The sequence below is a fragment of the Actinopolymorpha sp. B17G11 genome, assembly GCF_040196095.1.
Lineage (GTDB): Bacteria > Actinomycetota > Actinomycetes > Propionibacteriales > Actinopolymorphaceae > Thermasporomyces.
Genome location: NZ_JBEFTW010000015.1, coordinates 39,334 through 54,697, shown reverse-complemented (window position 1 = coordinate 54,697; position 15,364 = coordinate 39,334). Strand labels below are relative to the sequence as shown.

General features: G+C 68.8%; 17 protein-coding genes. 10 read left to right on the top strand and 7 right to left on the bottom strand.

Annotated elements, in window-relative coordinates; genetic code table 11:
- The first annotated feature begins 16 nt into the window (after positions 1–16).
- Complete coding sequence (locus tag ABN028_RS16975; protein ID WP_349697236.1) at positions 17–1,852, top strand: ABC transporter substrate-binding protein; 1,836 nt, start codon at positions 17–19, stop codon at positions 1,850–1,852.
- 195 nt (positions 1,853–2,047) lie between these two features.
- Here the strand turns inward: ABN028_RS16975 and ABN028_RS16970 are convergent, their stop codons facing one another.
- Both ABN028_RS16970 and ABN028_RS16965 read right to left on the bottom strand, forming a co-directional pair.
- Entirely contained in the window at positions 2,048–3,268 is a 1,221-nt protein-coding gene (locus ABN028_RS16970) for an ABC transporter permease (RefSeq protein ID WP_349330739.1), read from the bottom strand.
- A gap of 175 nt (positions 3,269–3,443) precedes the next feature.
- Positions 3,444–4,424 (bottom strand): ABC transporter ATP-binding protein, encoded by a 981-nt coding sequence (locus tag ABN028_RS16965; protein WP_349330738.1) that lies wholly within the window; start codon positions 4,422–4,424, stop codon positions 3,444–3,446.
- A 362-nt stretch (positions 4,425–4,786) separates the two neighbouring features.
- Between ABN028_RS16965 and ABN028_RS16960 the strand changes: the two genes are divergently transcribed.
- Complete coding sequence (locus tag ABN028_RS16960) at positions 4,787–5,086, top strand: DUF4193 domain-containing protein (RefSeq protein ID WP_349330737.1); 300 nt, start codon at positions 4,787–4,789, stop codon at positions 5,084–5,086.
- Positions 5,087–5,253: 167 nt separating this feature from the next.
- Here ABN028_RS16960 and ABN028_RS16955 read toward each other — a convergent pair whose 3' ends face one another.
- Positions 5,254–5,544 carry a DUF4235 domain-containing protein gene (locus ABN028_RS16955; protein WP_349330736.1) on the bottom strand — a complete coding sequence of 97 codons (291 nt, stop codon included), beginning with the start codon at positions 5,542–5,544 and terminating at the stop codon, positions 5,254–5,256.
- A gap of 52 nt (positions 5,545–5,596) precedes the next feature.
- Complete coding sequence (locus tag ABN028_RS16950; protein ID WP_349330735.1) at positions 5,597–6,112, bottom strand: DUF3093 domain-containing protein; 516 nt, start codon at positions 6,110–6,112, stop codon at positions 5,597–5,599.
- Positions 6,113–6,165: 53 nt separating this feature from the next.
- Here ABN028_RS16950 and dut point away from each other — a divergent pair, with 53 nt between their 5' ends.
- From dut to ABN028_RS16930, 4 genes are all read left to right on the top strand, one after another.
- The gene (gene dut / locus ABN028_RS16945; RefSeq protein WP_349330734.1) at positions 6,166–6,651 is read left to right on the top strand and encodes a dUTP diphosphatase; all 486 of its coding nucleotides are present in this window, start codon (positions 6,166–6,168) and stop codon (positions 6,649–6,651) included.
- Between the two features lies 1 nt (position 6,652).
- A complete protein-coding gene (locus ABN028_RS16940; protein WP_349330733.1) occupies positions 6,653–7,381 on the top strand; it encodes a DUF3710 domain-containing protein in 729 nt (242 codons plus the stop codon).
- Positions 7,382–7,489: 108 nt separating this feature from the next.
- Positions 7,490–7,891, top strand: a complete 402-nt coding sequence (locus tag ABN028_RS16935; protein WP_349330732.1) for an OB-fold nucleic acid binding domain-containing protein — start codon at positions 7,490–7,492, stop codon at positions 7,889–7,891.
- Positions 7,892–7,918: 27 nt separating this feature from the next.
- The gene (locus ABN028_RS16930; protein WP_349330731.1) at positions 7,919–8,629 is read left to right on the top strand and encodes a DUF3159 domain-containing protein; all 711 of its coding nucleotides are present in this window, start codon (positions 7,919–7,921) and stop codon (positions 8,627–8,629) included.
- Between the two features lie 30 nt (positions 8,630–8,659).
- Here ABN028_RS16930 and ABN028_RS16925 read toward each other — a convergent pair whose 3' ends face one another.
- Both ABN028_RS16925 and ABN028_RS16920 read right to left on the bottom strand, forming a co-directional pair.
- Positions 8,660–9,346 carry a potassium channel family protein gene (locus tag ABN028_RS16925; protein WP_349330730.1) on the bottom strand — a complete coding sequence of 229 codons (687 nt, stop codon included), beginning with the start codon at positions 9,344–9,346 and terminating at the stop codon, positions 8,660–8,662.
- Positions 9,346–10,008 (bottom strand): potassium channel family protein, encoded by a 663-nt coding sequence (locus ABN028_RS16920; RefSeq protein WP_349330729.1) that lies wholly within the window; start codon positions 10,006–10,008, stop codon positions 9,346–9,348. Before ABN028_RS16920 ends, ABN028_RS16925 begins: the two co-directional genes overlap by 1 nt.
- Before the next feature lie 172 nt (positions 10,009–10,180).
- Here ABN028_RS16920 and ABN028_RS16915 point away from each other — a divergent pair, with 172 nt between their 5' ends.
- Complete coding sequence (locus ABN028_RS16915; RefSeq protein WP_349330728.1) at positions 10,181–12,223, top strand: APC family permease; 2,043 nt, start codon at positions 10,181–10,183, stop codon at positions 12,221–12,223.
- Between the two features lie 30 nt (positions 12,224–12,253).
- Here ABN028_RS16915 and ABN028_RS16910 read toward each other — a convergent pair whose 3' ends face one another.
- Entirely contained in the window at positions 12,254–12,793 is a 540-nt protein-coding gene (locus tag ABN028_RS16910; protein ID WP_349697235.1) for a CGNR zinc finger domain-containing protein, read from the bottom strand.
- 417 nt (positions 12,794–13,210) lie between these two features.
- On the opposite strand from ABN028_RS16910, the gene ABN028_RS16905 reads away from it, so the two are divergent.
- From ABN028_RS16905 to ABN028_RS16895, 3 genes are all read left to right on the top strand, one after another.
- On the top strand, positions 13,211–13,777 hold the full coding sequence (locus ABN028_RS16905) for a hypothetical protein (RefSeq protein ID WP_349697234.1): 567 nt from the start codon (positions 13,211–13,213) through the stop codon (positions 13,775–13,777).
- Between the two features lie 136 nt (positions 13,778–13,913).
- A complete protein-coding gene (locus tag ABN028_RS16900; RefSeq protein ID WP_349697233.1) occupies positions 13,914–14,663 on the top strand; it encodes a YcnI family copper-binding membrane protein in 750 nt (249 codons plus the stop codon).
- Positions 14,664–14,704: 41 nt separating this feature from the next.
- The gene (locus ABN028_RS16895; protein WP_349697232.1) at positions 14,705–15,364 is read left to right on the top strand and encodes a copper resistance CopC family protein; all 660 of its coding nucleotides are present in this window, start codon (positions 14,705–14,707) and stop codon (positions 15,362–15,364) included.

Here is a 15,364-nt window from a genome sequence, read left to right as displayed (position 1 = left end):
GATGGGGAGGAACCCAATGAATGCAACACCTGGCCCGGTCGAGCGGGAGTTGTCCCGTCGACACGTGCTCGAGATCTTCGGTTTCGGTGCCGCGGGGGCGGCCCTCCTCGCCGCGTGTGGCGGCGGCGGGGGCGGGACAGGCACCGGCGGCGGCGGTGGCGGTGGAGGCGGCAGTGCCGAGTTCGCCGGTGCGTGGCCGTACCAAGTGCCGCCGAAGGGTCACTTCAACCTGATGAGCGGTGTCACCGACGGCATCATCGCCGGTGGTGCCTATCAGGACCTGGTGGTCCTGCCCGGTGGGATGTACTACTGGGCGGACAAGAAGTGGGAGCTGCTGCTCGCCGAGAACTTCGCCATCGACGACGCTGCCAAGACCTTCACCTACACCGTGCGGTCCGGGCTCACCTGGAGTGACGGCAAGCCCATCACCAGCAAGGACGTCGTTACGACCTTCTGGTGTCTGCGGGTCATGCGTAACGTCGTCTGGAACTACGTCTCCAAGGTCGAGGCGACCGATGACCAGACGGTCGTCTTCACGATGAACAACCCGTCGACGGTGCTCGAACGTTACGTCCTTCGGCAGGCGATCTTCGCTGACGCGGTCTACGGCGAGTTCGCCACCCGTGCCCAGGAGCTGTTCGACGGCGGCAAGGACCTCGACAGTCCCGAGGGCGGCACGCTCAACAAGGACCTGCAGGCGTTCCGGCCGGAGGCGGGCAAGTTCCTCGCCAGCGGCCCGTTCACCTTCGACACCAACAGCATCACCAACGCCCAGCTGACGCTCGTCAAGAATGACAAGGGTTACCTGGCCGACACGGTGAAGTTCGACGTTGTCACCCTCTTCAACGGCGAGACCCCGACGATCACCCCGCTAGTGCTGAGCAAGAAGGTCGACTACGCGACCCACGGGTTCCCGGTGGCAACGGAGAAGGAGTTCATCAACAAGGACATCCGGGTGCTCCGGCCACCGGTCTACTCCGGTCCCGCGCTCTTCATCAACCTCGACAAGCTCAAGGAATTCAAGGACGTCAAGGTCCGGCAGGCGCTCGCGCACGCCATCAACCGCGACCAGAACGGCACGGTCTCGCTCGCCGAGTCCGGCAAGGGCGTCAAGTACATGGCGGGGTTCTCCGACATCCAGGTGCCGGACTGGCTGAGCCAGGAGGAGCAGGACCAGCTCAACCCGTACGAGTTCGACCAGGACAAGGCGGCTTCCCTGCTCACCGAGGCAGGCTGGAAGAAGCAGGGCAACAACTGGCTGAAGCCCGACGGCAAGCCGGCAAGCTACGAGCTGACTTTCCCGGCCGAGTTCGCGGACTGGTCTGCCGCGGGTGCGGAGCTCGCCAAGCAGCTCTCGTCGTTCGGCATCCAGGTGAAGGGTCGTGGCGTCACGCACACCCAGCAGCCGATCGATGTCGACAAGGGCGCGTTCGAGTTCGCGATCCAGGGGTGGGGCGCGGGCAACCCGCATCCGCACTTCGCGTTCGTCGCGGACTTCTTCACCCACAACATCCCGATTGCGGCCAACCAGGGCGGGAAGGGCAGCGCGTTCGAGCTGAACCAGACCACCGAGGCGTTCGGCAAGGTCGACCTGGAGAAGACCGTCACCGAGGCGGGCCAGGGTCTCGACGAAGCGGCGCAGAAGAAGAACGTCGCCACCGCGGCGATCGCGTTCAACGAGCTGTTGCCGATCATCCCGATCTTCGAGCGGTACGGAAACAACGCCGCGCTGGAAGGGGATCGGGTGAAGGCCTGGCCGCCGGACGATGACCCGATCCTGCTCAACTCGCCGTACGCCGACAACTTCACGGTCCTGCTCATGCTGACCGGGAAGCTCGAACCCGCCGGCTGAGCGAGAGTTCGGCCGACCCCACGCGGTCAGTGGAGCGGCGGAGCAACACGGACGGACCCCCGGCAGGCATGCCCTGTCGGGGGTCCGTCCGTGTCCAGGTCACCTGACCGCTCGGGTCATTCCTTGTGGTCTGCGCTTCGCGCGCCAGGCGCATGCCTTGGATGAGGGTGCCCCTCACACAATGTGCCGTGCGACTCATCCGGCGGACAAGGCCTCCTCGGCCGTTTCCGGCCGCCGCCTCGCGCCGAGCCAGGCGTCCTTGAGCGAGATCTTCGCGCCCATCCGCAGGATCGCCCCCTCGTAGATCCGGGCGCCGGCGACGACGAGAAGAGCGATGGCCGCCAGCATCAGGCCCAACGCGAGTCCCGTCTCCCACCAGGGCGCCGAGCCGCGGGACATGCGTACCGGCGCGCACAGCGCGGAGAAAGGTGGGATCACGCCGAGCAGTCGCGACGCCAACCCGTCAGGGTTGAAGTTGACGTAGAACGTGGCGAAGAACGACACCATGATCAGCATGTTCGCCGGCCCGATGACGTTCTGCAGCTCCTCCTGACGGGACACTCGCGCGGCGCTGGCCGCGAACACCGCACTGTAGAAGGCGTAGCCGAGAACGAACCACAACAGGACGAACCCGACCGGGACCAACAGGTCAGGCGTCACCTCCAGCATCCCCGTGGCGTTGCCGAGCAACAGGCCGAAGGCCGCGATCAGGGTCAGCTGGAGGAACCCGAGCAGCCCGATGCCGAGGATCTTCCCGGCCAGCAGGGCCTTGGTGTTGATCGCCGAGAGGATCAGCTCGACCACCCGGCTCGCCTTCTCCTCCACGATTCCGAACGCCACCCACATGCAGTAGCCGATGATCTGGCCGTAGAGGACGATGCTGCCGATGAAGGCCACCTGACCCCGCTGCTCGGCCTTCGGGTCCGGCGGGTCGAGCGCGTCGACGGCGAGCGGAGGCACGGACTGGACGGCCCGCGCTTCGTCCAGGTCGAGCCCCTTGGCGCGAAGCTGCGCCGTGGCGGTCACGTCGCGATGGGCCGCCTGCAGCGCGGCCGCGAGCGTGTCGTCCAGGTCCTCCTTGACGAGGATCTTGTCCTTCATGATGTAGGCGTCGAGGTCGCCGTCCTCGACGGCCGCCTTGGCCCGCGCCTCGGAGGAGTAGTGGTGCTGCTCGATGGTGATGCCGAGCAGCTGCTCCTGGGCGTTCACCGCCGCCGACAGCTTGTAGATGCCGTCGGCGATCGCCACCTTGTGCGTACCGTCATTGCCGAACAGTTTCGGCATGAACAGCACGGCTCCCAGGATCACCAGTGTGATCACGGTCGAGAACCAGAACGACCGGTCACGCAGCCGTTCGGACAGCTCACGCCGGGCAACAGTCCGCGTCGCCTCCCGGAAGGTCAGAGCCGCACTCATGCTGGTTTCCTTTCGCATGGCCGCTGCGGTGCCTCACTTCGGCACACCTCGTTCCTCGGCGTACCTGCGTGGGGGCTCCTCGCGCTCATGCTGTTCCCCTTTTCGCATGGCCGCTGCGGTGCCTCACTTCGGCACACCTCGTTCCTCGGCGTACCTACGTGGGGGCTCCTCGCGCTCATGCGACGACCTCCGTCTTCTGCGTGTCCTGCGATCCTGTGGCGTTCCCCGGAAGGGCGCTGTCAGCCTCGGAGACGGCTTCCCGGAAGAGCTCCGCCAGCGTGGGGGTCAGCCAGCGGAACTCCTGGACCGCACCAGCGGCACGGGCAGTGTCGAGCAGGAGTTGGTCGTCGGTTCCCTCGGCGAGCTCGACCACCGTCTCGGTGGCCGCCCTCTTTGTCGGTCCAACGGCAGGCCGCTCGGTGAGGACCTGGGCGCCCCGCACTGCCGCGCTCCACCCCGGCGGTGCGCCGACCACCACCCGGTAACGGCGTGGACGATCCTTGTTGCGAAGGTCCTCGACCGGGCCGGACGCGACGATCCGCCCCGCCTGGATGATCCCGACGGCATCGCACAACCGCTCCACGAGCTCCAGCTGGTGGCTGGAGAAGAGGACGCCGACACCTCGCCGGACCCGCTCGCTCAGAATGTGGGCGAGGGCATCGACTCCTACCGGGTCGAGGCCGGAGAACGGCTCGTCGAGCACGAGCAGCTCCGGATCGTGGACCAGCGCGGCGGCCAGCTGCACCCGCTGCTGGTTGCCGAGGGACAGTTGCTCCACGCGTTCGTTCGCTCGGTCGGCCAGGCCGAACTCGCCTAGCAGCGAGGCGACCGACGCGGCTGCCACCGTCGGCGGGGTCCCGCGCAACCGGGCCAGATAAATCAGTTGGTTCCGGATCCGCATCTTGGGGTAGAGGCCGCGTTCTTCGGGCATATACCCGAAACCCCGGCGGGCGTCGGCATCAGCCGATCGACCGTGCCAGTGGACGGCACCGGCGTCCTGGGCCAGGACACCCATGAGTATGCGCATCGTGGTCGTCTTGCCAGCGCCGTTCGTCCCGACGAACCCGAACATCTGGCCGGGCAAAACGGACAAGGAGAGGTTATCGACGGCGACGCGGTCGCCGTATCGCTTGGTTACGCCAAGTAGTTCGAGCACCAACCAAGGCTCTCAGGCGTACACCTTGCTCGATGTCATCCTCGGGGACGGTTTCCTATCGCTCCGGGGTAGGATCCGGGCGCCCCCATGAAAGAGGGGTGACAGTGACACAGGCGTAACGGGGATGTACGTCCGCAAGATCACGAGCGACACGCGGATCCAGTACGAGTGTGCCGGATCTGCATAGGGCAGAATCTGCGCCCGCGAATCGGGCACAAGTTCAGCCCGCCACGCGTTACGTGCTCGACAAGCGGTGATGGGCGCACCGCCAAGCGCGCCACCACCAGAGGGGGTCGAGCGCGACGTTTGCGCACAAGGATGTGCGTACCGCAACACCCGCTGAGCCAGGGGGAAGAGGGACGATGGCCACCGACTACGACGCGCCACGCAAGACAGACGAAGAGCTCTCCGAGGACAGCATCGAGGAGCTCAAGGCGCGGCGCATGGACAAGAACTCAGGGAAGGTCGACGTCGACGAGGCCGAAGTAGCCGAGACGTTCGAACTGCCCGGTGCCGACCTGTCCAACGAAGAACTATCCGTGCGGGTGCTGCCCCGCCAGTCAGACGAGTTCACCTGCTCGAACTGCTTCCTGGTCCACCACCGGAGCCAGCTCGCATTCGAGAAGAAGGGCCAACCGGTCTGCCGCGACTGTGCTGCCTAGCCCGGTCCGGGCCGCCTGCTGGTGGCCACGGACAAGGGTCTGGCCAGAGTCGCTCGCAGGAACGCGTCCGGCGCCGTGTTGACCGCTCGAGAAGTCGGTCGGCACGGCGCCGGACGCGTCACGTGTGACCCGCGCTGGCCCTATGAGCCGGAAACCGGATGCCCGCGTCACGCGGAGTCGTCGGGCCGCAGGCCGGGCGGCAGCTCACCGGTCCACTTGCGCCACATCCGGGCGGCCTGACGGCCGGCAAGGAGCCTGGCGACCGCGACCCCGACACCACTCGCCACCGCCCAGGTGACGGCTTCGCGCCAGGTGAGGTCCGGATCGTCCGGGTCGGCCGGCGGCTCATTGCCCGTGACCCAGCGCCAGCCGGTGTCGACCCCCTTCTTCGTCACCGCCACGGCGGCGAAGGTGCTCAGTCCGCGTACGACGGTCCATCCAAGCTTCGACCCAGCCACGTGAAACCTCCGTTCTTGTCCCGAGTCTTCCACGCGGTACCGGTCCGCGGGGTCAGTCTCGAGTCCTCGCAGCCGCCACCGCGTCATCGAGCGCGCGGGCGAGGGCTTCCGGGCGCCGGGTCGCGACGTACCAGTACGGCGTCGGATCGGCGGGGTCGGTGACCTCGACGCGGATCCCGCGGGGGAGGTAGGGCCGCAGGAACATCCGTGCGGTCGCGTCTGCCGCCGGCCCGCGGAGGGCACGCGCCTGCGCGGACGAGAGTGGAAGCGCCGAGCCCACCGCCGTGAGAGGGAGGCGGGCAGAGCCCACCCGGAGCGAGTGCTGGTCGACCCGGATCGCGAGCCGGCCGTAGACGAGGAGGCCGGCGGCGCACAGCAGCGTCGTGGCGAGTCCGGCGATGTGCCCACCGAGATGCGGCCACCCGTGCTGGGCCGCGAACCAGAAGGAGCCCGCCAGCCCGCCCACGACCAGCCACCACCAGACCGGGACCCACAGGCGCTCGGTGTAGCGGGTGGCGCCAGCCGTGGACTGGTGCCGGTCAGGGTCGGTCTCCGCCGGTGCGTTCACGACCGCCAAGCCTCCCATCCACCCGCTCGGTGCCACGGGTAGGGTCAGGCACCGTGACCCCCGAGAACGACGTACCGGTTCTCATCCGGCGTCTCGACCCAGACGTCACCATTCCCGCCTATGCTCATGCGGGTGACGCCGGTGCCGATCTTGTCACCACGGTTGGCCTCACCCTCCAGCCGGGGGAGCGTTCGGTCGTGCCCACCGGCATCGCCCTCGCACTGCCGGCCGGGTACGTCGCCTTCGTCCATCCGAGGTCCGGCCTCGCGGCACGATGCGGGATGTCGATCGTGAACGCGCCTGGCACCGTCGACGCCGGCTACCGGGGAGAACTCCGCGTCGTCCTGATCAACCTCGACCCGCACCAACCGATCGAGCTCCGGCGTGGTGACCGGATCGCCCAACTCGTCGTCCAGCGTGTCGAGCGGGCCCACTTCATCGAGGTCGACACCCTGCCCGAATCGTTGCGAGGTGACGGCGGCTATGGCTCGACCGGTGGCTTTACCGAGGCGGGCCAGACCCGTGGGGGAGGAACCTGACGTGGTCTTTCGCAAGGCGCAGCCTTCGCAGACGACCTCCGATCTCGACGCGCGGGACCGGAGGCGTCGCGGCCGAGGTCCCGACGACGCCATGGCTGACCAGGCGGCGTGGGATCCGGCAGATCCGTACGCCGGTGGTGCACCGACCGCCGCTTCCGGAGCCCCGGGCGTCCCCTCACGCCCAGGACCCTACGACTCCAGCGAGGTGGAGCACGGCTCCGATCCCGCGGCGGCCGGCCGGGACGACTTCGGCGCCCTGCAGATCCCCAGAATGGCCGGAGTCGAGGTCAAGGTGGGAATCAACCAGGCATCACAGGTGGATGCCGTGTTCCTCGTGCAGGGCGCATCAGCGCTCGAGCTACGCGCCTTCGCGGCGCCGAAGAGCCGCGGCCTCTGGGACGAGGACCGGCGCAGCGTCTCGGCCGACGTCACGCGAGCGGGCGGGGTCGTGACCGAGGGGGAGGGCCCGTTCGGACGCGAGCTCAAGGTGATCATGCCGGGTCGGACACCTGACGGTCAGCCGGTCAACAAGACCTTGCGGTTCGTCGGCGTCGACGGCCCACGCTGGGGCCTCCGCGGCACCCTGCACGGCCAGGCCGCCTCGGACCCGGCGGCTGCGGGCCCTCTGCTTTCCGCCATGTCCGCGATTGTCGTCGTGCGCGGCAAGAGTCCGATGGCGCCCGGCGAGATGATCCCGTTGCGCGACCCCCATGCCGCGCGACCTGCGTAGGCGGGCTCGGAACGGCTCCGCAGTCGTCCGGCGACTGGTCGACCGGTCGAAGCGGCACGGGCACGGGTAACCTGCGTCGCATGACCGAGGCCAGGAGGCGTGACCCCCATGAGTGAGGGTGGAAAGACCACGCGCACCGGCATGTGGCGCCGCGCCCTCTCCCGGCTCGCAAGCAGCCAGGACGCGCTGGAGGCGGCCGAGCTGCAGGACGACGTGTTCGAATCGGGTTATGAGCCGATCGGGAGCTGTGCTCACCGTGAACAGGTCCAACTCTGCGGCACTCTCCGCACGGTCACCCTCAGACCGCGAGGCGGCGTCCCGGCGCTGGAGGCCGAGCTGTACGACGGTTCCGGCTCCGTCACCCTGGTCTGGCTGGGCCGGCGCCGGATCGCCGGCATCGAACCTGGCCGCAGCCTGATCGCCAAGGGTCTGATCGCTTCCCGCGACGACGAGCGGATCATGTACAACCCACGTTATGAGCTTCGGCCCACAGATGACCCGGACCACTAAGGTGACCCGGACCACTAAGGAGCAGCGGTGACCGACCAACAGCCGGCCGAACAACAGCGCGTGGACGAGCCGGAACCTTCGGCGCAGGAGGGGTTCTCCCTCGTCCGGGCGTTCGGCGGCTGGGGAGGCATGCTCGACGCGGGTATACCCGGCGTGGCTTTCCTCATCGCCTACACGGTGTCTGGCCAGGATCTCCGGTTGGCGCTGATCATCGCGCTGTCGGTCGGTGCGGTGCTGGCCGTGATCCGGCTGGTACGTCGCGACCCGCTACAGAACATCATCGGCGGCTTCATCGGCGTCGCCATTGCCGCGCTGATCGCGAACGCCACCGGGAAGGCCGAGGACTTCTATCTCCCGGGTCTGTTCATCAACGCCGGCTACGCCGTCGCCTATCTTGTCGGAAACCTCCTTCGCTGGCCGCTGATCGGTCTGATCGTGGGCTTCGCCGCGGGCTGGGGAACCACCTGGCGGCAGGATCCCGTGCTGCTGAGCGCGTTCATGCGGGCAGGTTGGCTCTGGGTGGGTCTGTTCGCGGTCAAACTGGCGGTGCAGCTGCCGCTGTATCTCGCCGGCGAGGTCGTCGCACTCGGAATCGCCCGGGTGGCCCTCGGCTGGCCGTTGTGGCTGCTCGTCCTGTGGCTCAGCTACATCGTCATCAAGGGCTCGGTGCCGCGGGAGCACTGGGCGGCGGTGAAGCAGGCCGCCGACAAGATCGGGCAGGCCCGTGGCGGCTCCTGAGGTCGCGACGCCACACGTGACAAAGCCGCCCTACCTGTCTTCGGTCGGAGGCTGGGTCTCATGCGGTGACAGGAGTTCCTGAAGCTCCTTCTCCCGCTCGGGAATGGCGACGAACAGCAACTCGTCATGACCCTCGAGGGGGGTGTCGCCGGTCGGCACCAACACCCGCCCGGACCGGACAATCGTGACGAGCGTGGTGTCAGGCGGCCAGGAGACGTCCTGGACGCGGCGGCCGATCGTCGTGGAGTCCTCCGGGAGGGTGAGCTCGACGAGGTTGGCCTCACCCTGTCGGAAGGTGAAGAGGCGTACGAGGTCGCCGACACTCACGGCCTCCTCGACGAGTGCGGCCATGATCCGCGGCGTCGAGACGGCGACGTCCACACCCCAGGACTCGTTGAACATCCACTCGTTCTTGGGGTGGTTGACCCGGGCGACCACCCGCGGGACACCGAACTCGGTCTTGGCCAGCAGAGACACGACGAGGTTGACCTTGTCGTCTCCCGTCGCGGCGATGACGACGTCGCAGCGGTGCAGGGCGGCCTCGTCGAGCGTGGAGAGCTCACAGGCGTCGGCCAGGAGCCACTCTGCGTGCGGGACGACCTCGACCTTCATGGCGGCCGGGTCGCGGTCGATGAGGAGGACCTCGTGGTGGTTCTCGACCAGCTCACTCGCGATGGACTGGCCGACGTTGCCGGCACCGGCGATGACCACGCGCATCAGAGTTCCTCCGGACCCGAGGCGAAGGCGTTCTCCACCTTGTCGATCGTGCCCTCGCGCATGATGACGTGAACGAGGTCGCCGTCCTGTACGACCGTGTCGGGGCCGGGCAGGACGCCCTCGCCGAGCCTTGTCAGGAACGCCACGCGGGCCCCGGTGGTCCGCTCCAGATCGCTCACCCGGTGGCCCACCCAGGCCGCGTCGATGTGGATCTCGGCCAGGCGTACGGTCCCTGTGGGGTCGCGCCACTCCGGCTCGGAACCTTCCGGCAGCAGCCGGCGGATGATCTGGTGGGTCGTCCACGGAATCGTGGCGACCGTGGGAATGCCGAGGCGCTGGTAGACCTCAGCACGCCCAGGGTCGTAGATCCGGGCGACGACGTTCTCGACCCGGAAGATCTCGCGGGCGATCCGGGCGGACAGGACGTTGGAGTTGTCGCCGCTGGAGACCGCGGCGAAGGCTCCGGCCTGCTCGATACCGGCCTCGGCGAGGACGTCGCGGTCGAAGCCCATGCCGGTGACGGTCCGGCCGCCGAAGCTCGGGCCGAGCCGGCGGAATGCCTCCGTCGCCCGGTCGACCACGGCGACGCTGTGGCCACGGTCCTCGAGGCTGTGCGCGAGTGTGGAACCGACGCGTCCGCAGCCCATGATCACGATGTGCACGGTGTCCTTCTTCGCCCGATCGCTGGTCGGATCGTCCCTGACGCTACACCGCGTCACCCCGCCGGTGGCGGACCGGGCATCGGACTCTGCCTGATCAACAGCGCGCCCCGGCGCGGAAACCCGTACGGTGCCCGTCGACAGGCCGTCCGTCGCTACCTCTAGCATCCTTGCCGTGGGAATAGGCGACCTCGGCAAGCGGCTGCTGATCGGGCGCAAGCTCCGCAGTACCCAGATCCACCAGACGCTTCTGCCGAAGCGCATCGCTCTCCCCGTCTTCGCCAGCGACGCACTGTCCTCCGTGGCGTACGCACCGGACGAGATCTTCATCATGTTGTCGTTCGCGGGCCTCTCCGCGTACGCCTTCTCCTGGAAGATCGGCATCGCGGTCGGGATCGTCATGCTCGCGGTGGTGGCGTCGTACCGGCAGAACGTGCAGGCGTATCAGTCCGGCGGCGGCGACTACGAGGTCTCGACGGTCAATCTGGGTCACGCGGCCGGGCTCACTGTCGCAAGTGCGCTGCTGGTCGACTACGTGCTCACCGTGGCGGTGTCGATCTCGTCGGCCGCGCAGTACGCCGCGACGGCGATCGAGTCGTGGCAGGGGCACCAGACGACGGTCGCGGTGATCGCCACGCTCTTTCTCATGGCGATGAACCTGCGCGGGATCCGAGAGTCCGGTACGGCGTTCGCGATCCCGACGTACCTCTTCATGGCGGCGATTCTCGGGATGTCACTGTGGGGTCTCGTCCGCTACTTCCTCGGAACCCTGCCCGAAGCCGACTCCGCCGATCTCCAGATCGCTGCCGAACCGGAGTTCGCGCAGGGCTTCACGGGGCTCGCCGCCGCGTTCCTGCTCCTGCGGGCGTTCGCGTCCGGTTGCGCCGCGCTCACCGGGGTGGAGGCGATCAGCAACGGCGTTCCGGCGTTCCGCAGACCCAAGGGGCGCAACGCCGCGGCGACCCTGCTTCTGCTCGGCGTCATTGCCGTGGTGATGGGCCTGAGCGTCAACCTGCTGGGCAACGCCATGGGCGTGCGCATGGTCGAACGCCCAGCGACCCAGCTGCTCAACCCGGACGGCACTCCGGTGGGACCGGGCTATCACCAGGACCCGGTGATCAGCCAGCTCGCGGGAGGGATCTTCGACCACTTCCCGATCGGGTTCTACTTCGTCGCCGCGGCGACCGGCGTGATCCTGGTGCTGGCCGCCAACACGGCGTTCAACGGGTTCCCGGTCCTGGGGTCGATCCTGGCCCGCGACGGCTACCTGCCGCGGCAGCTGCACACCCGCGGCGACCGGCTGGCGTTCAGCAACGGGATCGTCCTGCTGGCGGGGTTCGCGATCGTGTTGATCGTCGCGTTCGACGCCGAGGTCACCTCGCTGATCCAGCTCTACATCGTCGGCGTGTTCGTGTCGTTCACGGTGAGCCAGACCGGCATGGTCCTGCACTGGACAGCGCTGCTACGGACGGAGCAGGATCCGGGCGCCATCCGGCGTATGCAACGCAGCCGGTTGATCAACGCCTTCGGGCTCAGCGTGACCGCTGTCGTGCTGGTCGTCGTCCTCGTCACGAAGTTCACCCAGGGAGCGTGGATCTCGATCCTCGCGATGGCGGTGCTCTTCGTTCTCATGCGCGGAATCCGGGCGCACTACGACCGGGTGGCCGAGGAATTGACGGCGGCGCCGGAGGATGAGCTGACCCTGCCGTCCAAGGTGCACGCGGTCGTCCTGGTCTCGAAGCTGCACCGGCCGGCGTTGCGGGCGCTGGCGTTCGCGCGGGCGTCGCGTCCGGACGTGCTCGAGGCGTTGACCGTGGACGTCGATCCGGAGGAGACCCGCAAACTCGTCGACGAATGGGACCGTCGCGGCATCCCGGTGCCACTCAAGGTCCTCGCTTCGCCCTACCGCGAGATCACCCGGCCGATCCTGGACTACATCCGTCACATCCGGCGGGCGAGCCCGCGCGACGTGGTGACGGTGTACATCCCGGAGTACGTCGTCGGGCATTGGTGGGAGCACCTGCTCCACAACCAGAGCGCGCTGCGGTTGAAGACCCGCCTGCTCTTCACCACGGGCGTGATGGTGACCAGCGTGCCGTACCAGCTGCGTTCGTCGCAGATCGCCGAACGCCGGGCAGAGCGGCAGGTCAACGCTCCCGGTGGCGTACGACGCGGCGGACCCCGGCGGACCGGCGGCAAGCCGTCCGCACGGCGGTGACCAGACCGTGGCCCACCTCGGGCGCGTCGGCTACTTCTGGCGCTGGGTGGCTCGGTGACGGTGGTCGGCGACGCGGACCCGGTTGGCGCACCGGAGCGAACAGAATCGGCGCCGTCCTCCCCGTGACGTGTCGACGAACACGAGGCCGCACTCGTCCCGGTCACAGCGTCCGAGCCGTTGACCTCCGGCGTCGCACAGTGCGTGCGCGAGTCCGGCCGCGGTCTGTGCCCGGACCCGCGTCACGACGTCGGGATCTTCGGGGAAGTAGTGCAGGTGCGGAAACCGGCCACCGTGCTGGCTCACGAACGGCCGGCTGGCTCCCTTCTCCAGCAGTGCGTTGATGGTGTCGACCTGATGGTCGAGGGATGTTTCTCCGTACGCCTGACGCAGTGAGTCGGCCCAGGTACGCAGTTGCGCGGCCTGAGTTGCGGAGAGCGTCCTGGTATGGACGTCATGGGCAGCCAGCAGTGCACGGAGGCCGTCCGGATCGTCGGCGCCGTGGGTGTGGCAGAAGTTGACCAGCGCGGTCGACAGTTGCGCCGCGGACCCGCCGTAATGGTTGAAGTGCACAAGCCCATGACAGCATGCTGGGGTGGTGCGACACAACAGCCCACATTCCGCATCCTGCCCGCCGGCGTCCCCGTCGCCCAGTCCGTCGCCCAGTCCGTCACCCTGCGCGTCAGCGTGTCCGTCGTGCGGGTGGCGGTTGGCGGATCCCGGGGTGCGGCACCTGTCGTGGCACGCGACCTCCACCGGGTGGGTGGGGTACCTCCGCTGCGTGTGTGGTGACGTCGTGGTCATGGTGGCCGGAAGGGTCGCGGCGGCGGCCGGGCTCGCGGAGAGCGTGCCTCAAGACCCGGGGGACTGATCGCCTAGACTCGGGCGGCGGATGAGGCCGGGCGGCCGGCGGGCGTCAAACCTCCTGATCGCGGCCGTCGCGCCAGCGTCCAGCCCCGCAGTGCCACCGATGAGAAAGGGACGCCAAGCGTGAGCCACCCCGGCCGAGGCCTGCTGCGTGTCGCGCGCGGCGGTCTCCTCGCCGTGTGCTGCGCCATGCTTGCCCTGGCGGGGCACGTCATCGGCGGTGGAGATGTCCCGAAGGCACACACCTGGGTCGCGGTGGCGGTGCTCACCGGCGCGGGGTTCAGCGTTCTGGCCGACCGACGGCGCTCCTTCGGCCAGGTACTCGCGGGGGCGGTGGCCGCGCAGGCGGGGTTCCACCTCGCGTTCTCGCTGACCGGCCCGGGTACTGGCGATCACGCCCAGCCCGCCGCCGACGGGTCTCACGGCATGGGCCTGCCCACGGATCTCGCCATGGTCGGCGGCCACCTGCTGGCAGCCGCCGGCACCGCCGCGCTGGTGACCCACGGCGACACGGTGCTCTGGTCACTCGTCGAGCTTCTTGGGCTCGTACGCATGCCCCCGCTGGGCGCACCGCTCGTGGTCACCGTGCCGTGCTCACCGGCGCCCTCGCGGCCGGACCTTCCTCGGCCGGGCGCCAGCCTGTCCGCCCGGGCGCATCCCAGGCGTGGGCCACCGCGTCGTACCCGCTGACGTTCCACGTCGAGCCGAGCCGTGGCGACGCGATGTTCGCCGCCACCTTCTTATCGCCAGGCGTTGCTGACGGGCAGCCGACCTCACCGAGTCGACGGTCGGTGCGCCGCATGCGCCACGTCACCGAAGGGTTCTCATGTTTTCCCACCCAGTTCGCCGCGGCGCGGTCGTCGCGGCGGCGACCGCGAGTGCGCTTGCCCTGCTCGCCGGGCCCGCGTTCGCCCACGTGACTGTCAATCCCCGGGAGGAGACGCAGGGCAACTACGCCAAGCTCGCCTTCCGTGTCCCCAACGAGTCCGACACCGCCGCCACCGTCAAGGTCAAGGTGTCCTTTCCGCTGAAGACCCCCCTGGCCTCGGTCCGCGTGAAGCCGCACGACGGCTGGAAGGCACAGGTCACCAGGACCAAGCTGCCCGAGCCGGTCGAGTCGGGCGACTACACCCTCGAGGAGGCGGTCAGCGCGATCACCTGGACCGCCGAGAAGGGCGTCAGGATCGGCCCGGACGAGTTCGACGAGTTCGAGGTCTCGGTCGGTCCACTACCGGAAGAGAAGTCGCTGGCCTTCCCCGCCGTCCAGACCTACGACGACGGCGAGGTGGCCGAGTGGACCGAGCCGGTCCGTGAGGGCGCTGCCGAGCCTGAGCACCCGGCACCCGTTCTCACGCTCACGCCAGAAGAACGCGGCTCCGGCCACGGCACCGCACCCGCGGCCGACAAGGATGAGGCCGGCTCCGACGACCCGGCCGCGCCCGTCGAGGTGGCGGCGGTCGGGACGTCCGACCAGACCGCACGGCTGCTGGGTGGTACCGGGCTGGGTGTCGGCGTCCTCGGCCTCGCCGCTGCCCTGCTGCTCCTGCTCGCCGTACGCCGCAAGGACGCCGGGTGACGGTCGTCCCGAGGGGACGTGGTGGCTCGCACCCCTGGAGGGTGCGGGCCACCGCGACCCCCCTTGTCCGGGTCCTGACGCTCGCGGTCATCCTGGTGGGATGCACGCTCGCCCAGCTCGCCGGACCGGTACCGGCGTCTGCACACAACTCGTTGGTGTCGAGCACGCCTGCCGACGGTGCCCACCTGCGACGGGCCCCCACGGCGGTGACGCTGACATTCGACCAGCCGGTCGGGCGCCGGTTCGGCGTGGTGGCGGTCACCGGACCCAGGGGCGAGAAGGTCCAGGCCGGTGCGCTCGAGGTCTCCGGAGCGAAGGCGACGCAGCCGCTGCGGACGCTGAGCCTGCCCGGCACCTACCAGGTCGCCTGGCGGGTCGTCTCCGTGGACGGGCATCCGATCACCGGCACGTTCCGATTCCGCCTCCAGAAGGGGGCCGCGGGCCTCGCGCCGTCGCCGGCGGACTCGGCGACACCCTCGACGGCGACACCCACGGCAACGGACCTGCCGACCGATTCTGCAACGGACCCGCCGACCGATACGCCCGCGCCGTCCGGCACGGCCACGACACCGGCGACCGGAGGCGGCAGTCGCTGGCCGATCATCGTGGGTGGGCTGGCCCTGATTCCGTTGATCGCCGTCGGCGTGGTGCTCGCCGTGTGGCGCGGCCCCAAGGCGCCGGACTCCGGCGCCCACGGATGA